The following is a 5,121-nucleotide window of genomic DNA, read 5'->3' as shown; positions in this document are numbered from 1 at the left end:
GACCCAACGGTTGCGGCAAGTCGAATCTCGTCGAAGCGCTGCGCTGGGCGATGGGCGAGACGTCGTACAAATCGTTGCGCGCCGCCGACATGGACGCGGTGATCTTCGCTGGCTCCGGCAACCGTCCGGCACGCAACCACGCCGAAGTGACGATGACGATCGACAACGCCGATCGCACCGCGCCGGCGGCGATGAACGACAGCCAGCTTCTGGAAATCTCCCGCCGCATCGAGCGCGAGGCCGGCTCGGTCTATCGCATCAACGGCCGCGACGTGCGCGCCCGCGACGTGCAGATCCTGTTCGCGGACGCCGCCACCGGCGCACGCTCGCCCGCCCTCGTCCACCAGGGCAAGATCGGCGAGATCATCCAGGCCAAGCCCGAGCAGCGCCGCCGCGTGCTGGAAGACGCCGCCGGTGTCGCCGGTCTCCATGCCCGCCGCCATGAAGCCGAGCTGCGGCTCAAGGCGGCCGAAACCAACCTCACCCGCGTCGAGGACGTGATCGGCCAGCTCTCCGGCCAGATGGAAGGCCTGAAGAAGCAGGCCCGCCAGGCCGTGCGCTACCGCGAGGTCGCGGCCAAGGTCCGCAAGGCCGAAGCCACGCTGTTCCATCTGCGCTGGATCGGCGCCCATGCCGACGTCAACGAATCCGGCCAGACGCACGATCTCGCCGTCCGCGAGATGGCCGAGCGTACCCAGCACCAGGCCGAAGCCGCCCGCATCCAGGCCATCCGCGCCGCCGAGATGCCGGCGCTGCGCGATGCCGAGGCGCGCGCCGCGGCCGGGCTCCAGCGCCTGACCAATGCCCGCGAGCTGCTCGACCGCGAGGAAGAGCGCGCCAAGGAGCGCGTCGCCGAGCTCGAGCGCCGCCTCGCCCAGTTCGAGGGCGACATCTCCCGTGCCCAGCAGCAGACCATGGACGCCGACGTCGCGCTCCAGCGCCTCGACAGCGAAGATGCCGAGCYGAAGGAAGAGATCAAGTCGCGCGTCGAGAAGCGCTCCGGCGTCGACGAGCGCGTCGGCGAAGCCGAGGCGGTGCTGACCGAAACCGAGCAGCAGTTCGCCGAGCTCACCACCGCGCTCGCCGACCTCACCGCCAAGCGCAATCAACTCGAAGCCAATGTCCGCACCCACCGCGACAAGCTCGCCCGGCTCGACCAGGAGATCGCGAACGTCGCGGCCGAGGAGCAGAAGCTTGCTGATGAAACGGGCGGCTTCGGCGACCTCGACGAGCTGACCGCCACGGTCGAGAACGCCGAGCAGACGCTTGCGGCCTCGGAGGCCGCAGCCCAGGCGAGCGAAGCTGCGCACGTCGCTGCGCGCCAGACGCTGGAATCCTCGCGCTCGCCGCTGAACGAGGCCGACAAGCGCGTGCAGCGGCTCGAGACCGAGGCCCGCACGATCTCCAAGATCGTCAACGGCGAGACCAAGAATCTGTGGCCGCCGATCATCGACGRCATCACTGTCGACAAGGGTTTTGAAAAGGCCATCGGCGCCGCGCTCGGCGACGATCTCGATGCACCGATCGACCCGTCGGCGCCGATGCGCTGGACCAATGTCGGCGAGACCGACGGCGATCCGGAGCTGCCCGAAGGCGTCGTGCCGCTCGCGAACCACGTGCAGGCCCCGGCCGAGCTGGCCCGCCGATTGGCGCAGATCGGCGTTGTGCCGCGCGAGCGCGGCGCCGAGCTGGTCTCGCAGCTGAAGACCGGCCAGCGGCTGGTCTCGCCCGAAGGCGACGTCTGGCGCTGGGACGGCTTCGTCGCGGCGGCTCACGCCCCGACCGGCGCAGCACGCCGCCTTGCCGAACGCGCCCGCCTCGTCGACATCGAGAACGAGCTGGAGCAGGCCCGCATCGACGCGCAGATCAAGCGCCAGGCGCTGGAGAATGCCGAGTCCGAATTGCAGATGGCGGCCAGCACCGAAGGCGCGAGCCGCGAAGCCTGGCGCGCCGCACAGCGCGAGCTCAACACCGCGCGTGAGCGCCATGCCACGGCCGAGCGCGAGATCAGCCGCCACGCCGCGCGCAAGGCGACGCTGTCGGAAGCGCACAGCCGTCTCGCCGCCGACCGCGCCGAAGCCGAGGCCGCCTACGAATATGCCGAGGCCGGCATCTCCGAACTGCCGTCGAGCGAGGACACCGAGACCCGTCTCGCCGCCGTCCGCAGCGACATCGAAGGCCATCGCCGCATGGCCGCCCAGGTCCGCGCCGAGGCGCAGGCGCTGGCGCGCGAGGCCGAGCTTGCCGACCGCCGCGTGCAGGCGATCCTCGCCGAACGCACCGAGTGGGCGAACCGCAAGGAGAGCGCGGCCTCCCACATCGACACCATCCAGGCCCGCATCGCCGAACTCACGATCGAACGCAGTGAGCTCGAAAACGCGCCGCAAGTGTTCGCCGAGAAGCGCAGCGCGCTGATCACCGAGATCGAATACGCGGAAAACGATCGCCGCATGGCCGCGGACGCGCTCGCCTCGGCTGAGACCGCGATGGCCGAAACCGATCGCGTGGCGAAATTGACCCTCGAGGCGCTCTCCAGCTCCCGCGAAGCCACCGCCCGCGCCGAGGAGCGCATGGAAGGCGCGCGGCGCCGGCTCGAGGACATCGAGCGCGAGATCCGCGACATGCTGGAGGTCGAGCCGCAGGCCGTCGCCGGCCTTGCCGAGATCGAGCCCGGCGCGGAGCTGCCGCCGCTGCACGACATCGAGGAAGACCTCGAAAAGATGCGCCGCGACCGCGAGCGCCTCGGCGCAGTCAACCTGCGAGCGGAGGAAGAGCTGCGCGAGGTCGAGACCCAGCACAACGGCCTCGTCACCGAGCGCGATGACCTCGTCGAAGCCATCAAGCGGCTGCGCCAGGGCATCCAGAGCCTCAACAAGGAGGCCCGCGAGCGGCTGCTGACCTCGTTCGAGGTCGTCAACAACCACTTCAAGCGCCTGTTCGTCGAGCTGTTCGGCGGCGGCGAGGCCGCGCTGCACCTGATCGAGAGCGACGACCCGCTGGAGGCTGGTCTGGAAATCATCGCCAAGCCGCCGGGCAAGAAGCCGCAGACGCTGTCGCTGCTCTCGGGCGGCGAGCAGGCGCTGACCGCGATGGCGCTGATCTTCGCGGTGATCATCTGGGTTTGGGCGGCGGCGAGCTGCTCGCGCAGCTTCGACAGATGGCCGCCCGCCAGATGCCCGGTCTCATGCGCGAGCACCCCGATGATCTGGTTCGGCGTCTCCGATTGGAGGATTGCGCCGTAATTGACGAAGATGCGGCGGCCGTCCGCGACGAACGCGTTGAACGAGCCGTCGTTGATGATCACCATCTGGATGTTCTGCTTTTCCAGACCGGCGGCGCGCAGGATCGGGCGCGTATATTCGCGCAGCAACTGCTCGGTCTCGGTGTCGCGCAGGACCGGCGGGCCCTTCTGCTGCGCCCGTGCCGCCGGGAGCGGCAGCAAGGCGATCGCCGCGGCCGTGACGAGGGCGGTGAGGGCGGAGGTCTTTTTGCGCAATGCGATCTGGAGCAACATCAAGCGGTCTTGGTCAAACGGTCTTGGCAAGTCGTCTTGGCAAGCAGTTTCGTGATTGGTTTTGGCGATTGGCGGCAGACCGGATACGCGATATGGCCTATGAGCCTTACCCCTTATGAGCCGTACAATGCGGCCAGTCTGGGGCGCAAGCGCCCCGTTCCCCGGACCGGACGGACCGGTCCGCCAGCGAAATAGCAGAAATCGATGCACGATGCGACATTGAGGAACCGGTTGGGACAGTGGCTCGAGCCCTCCCGCCGTAGCGATGTTCCCCCGTTCATGGTCATGGACGTGATGGCCGCGGCGGCCCGAATCGAGGCCGCCGGGGGCCATGTCATCCATATGGAGGTCGGCCAGCCCGCGGCCGGCGCGCCGAAGACCGCGATTGCGGCCGCGCACGCGGCGCTCGAGGCGGGGCGGATCGACTATACCTCCGCGCTCGGCATCCCCTCCTTGCGCGAGCGGATCGCGCGGCACTATCGCGACGTCTATGGCTGTGAGGTCAGCGCCGAGCGGATCGTGGTGACGACGGGCTCCTCGGGCGGCTTCATCCTCGCCTTCCTGTCGATGTTCGAGCCTGGCGATCGCGTCGCCGTGACGGTGCCGGGCTATCCGCCGTACCGCCATATCCTCACCGCGCTCGGCTGCGAGCCGGTGCTGATCGAGACCACCAACGAGACACGCCACGCGCTCACCGGCGAGGCGCTGCTTGCCGCCCATCGCAAGGCGCCGCTGAAGGGTGTGCTGGTCGGCAGCCCCGCCAATCCGACGGGAACGATGATGTCCCGCGAGGCGCTGTCCGGCCTGATCGCGGCGGCCGAAGACGCCAAGATCCGCTTCATCTCGGACGAGATCTATCACGGGCTCGACTATGCGTTTCCGGCGGTGACGGCGGCGGCATTGTCGGACCACGCCCTCGTGATCAACTCGTTCTCGAAGTATTTTTGCATGACGGGCTGGCGCGTCGGCTGGATGGTCGTGCCGGAGATTCTGGTGCGGCCGATCGAGCGGCTGCAGCAGAACCTGTCGATCTCGGTGCCGTCGCTGTCGCAGATCGCGGCCGAGGCCGCCTTCGACGGCGCGGCCGAGATGGAGGAGATCAAGCACGGCTATCAGGAAAACCGGCGCATCCTGATCGAAGGATTGCCCAAGGCCGGCCTCACCAGGTTCCTGCCGGCCGACGGCGCCTTTTATCTCTATGCCGATGTCTCGGACTTCACCTCCGACAGTTTCGAGTTCGCCAAGCAGATGCTGGAAYAGGCGAATGTCGCGGCAACGCCCGGCCTCGATTTCGATCCCATCCATGGCCGCTCGTTCATCCGCTTCTCTTACGCGCGTTCGGCGGAGGAGATGCGGGAGGCAGTTGACCGGATAGCTCACTGGCTTAAATAGCCGCCAGTTTTCGCCCCACCTCCGGAGTTCACCTTGTCTGACCGATCCGTCCCGTCCGCTGCTGCACCGCATTCTCCTCTCGCCGCATTGATGTGGCCGACCCGGCCGGGTGAAACCGTGGGCGGCCTCCGCGCCTTCGTGCTGATCGCGCTCGGCACAGCGCTGCTGGCGCTGTCGGCCAAGGCGAACCTGCCGCTGCCTTACGTGCCCATGAC

The 5,121-nt window shown here is 68.3% G+C and carries 1 protein-coding gene and 3 pseudogenes; 3 read left to right on the top strand and 1 reads right to left on the bottom strand.

The annotated features are described in order from the left end of the window. A pseudogene (gene smc, locus AC1D00_RS25840) lies at window positions 1-3,116 on the top strand (chromosome segregation protein SMC); the annotation flags it as partial. Here smc and AC1D00_RS25835 read toward each other — a convergent pair. Next, a pseudogene (locus tag AC1D00_RS25835) lies at window positions 3,103-3,514 on the bottom strand (M48 family metalloprotease); the annotation flags it as partial. The pseudogenes smc and AC1D00_RS25835 overlap by 14 nt on opposite strands. A gap of 204 nt (window positions 3,515-3,718) precedes the next feature. Here AC1D00_RS25835 and AC1D00_RS25830 point away from each other — a divergent pair. Next, a complete protein-coding gene (locus tag AC1D00_RS25830; RefSeq protein ID WP_477012597.1) occupies window positions 3,719-4,906 on the top strand; it encodes a pyridoxal phosphate-dependent aminotransferase in 1,188 nt (395 codons plus the stop codon). A gap of 90 nt (window positions 4,907-4,996) precedes the next feature. Next, window positions 4,997-5,121: pseudogene (locus AC1D00_RS25825) on the top strand (biotin transporter BioY); the annotation flags it as partial.

This window comes from Bradyrhizobium sp. P2_E8, assembly GCF_056403875.1.
This window is presented reverse-complemented; position numbering and strand designations above follow the sequence as displayed.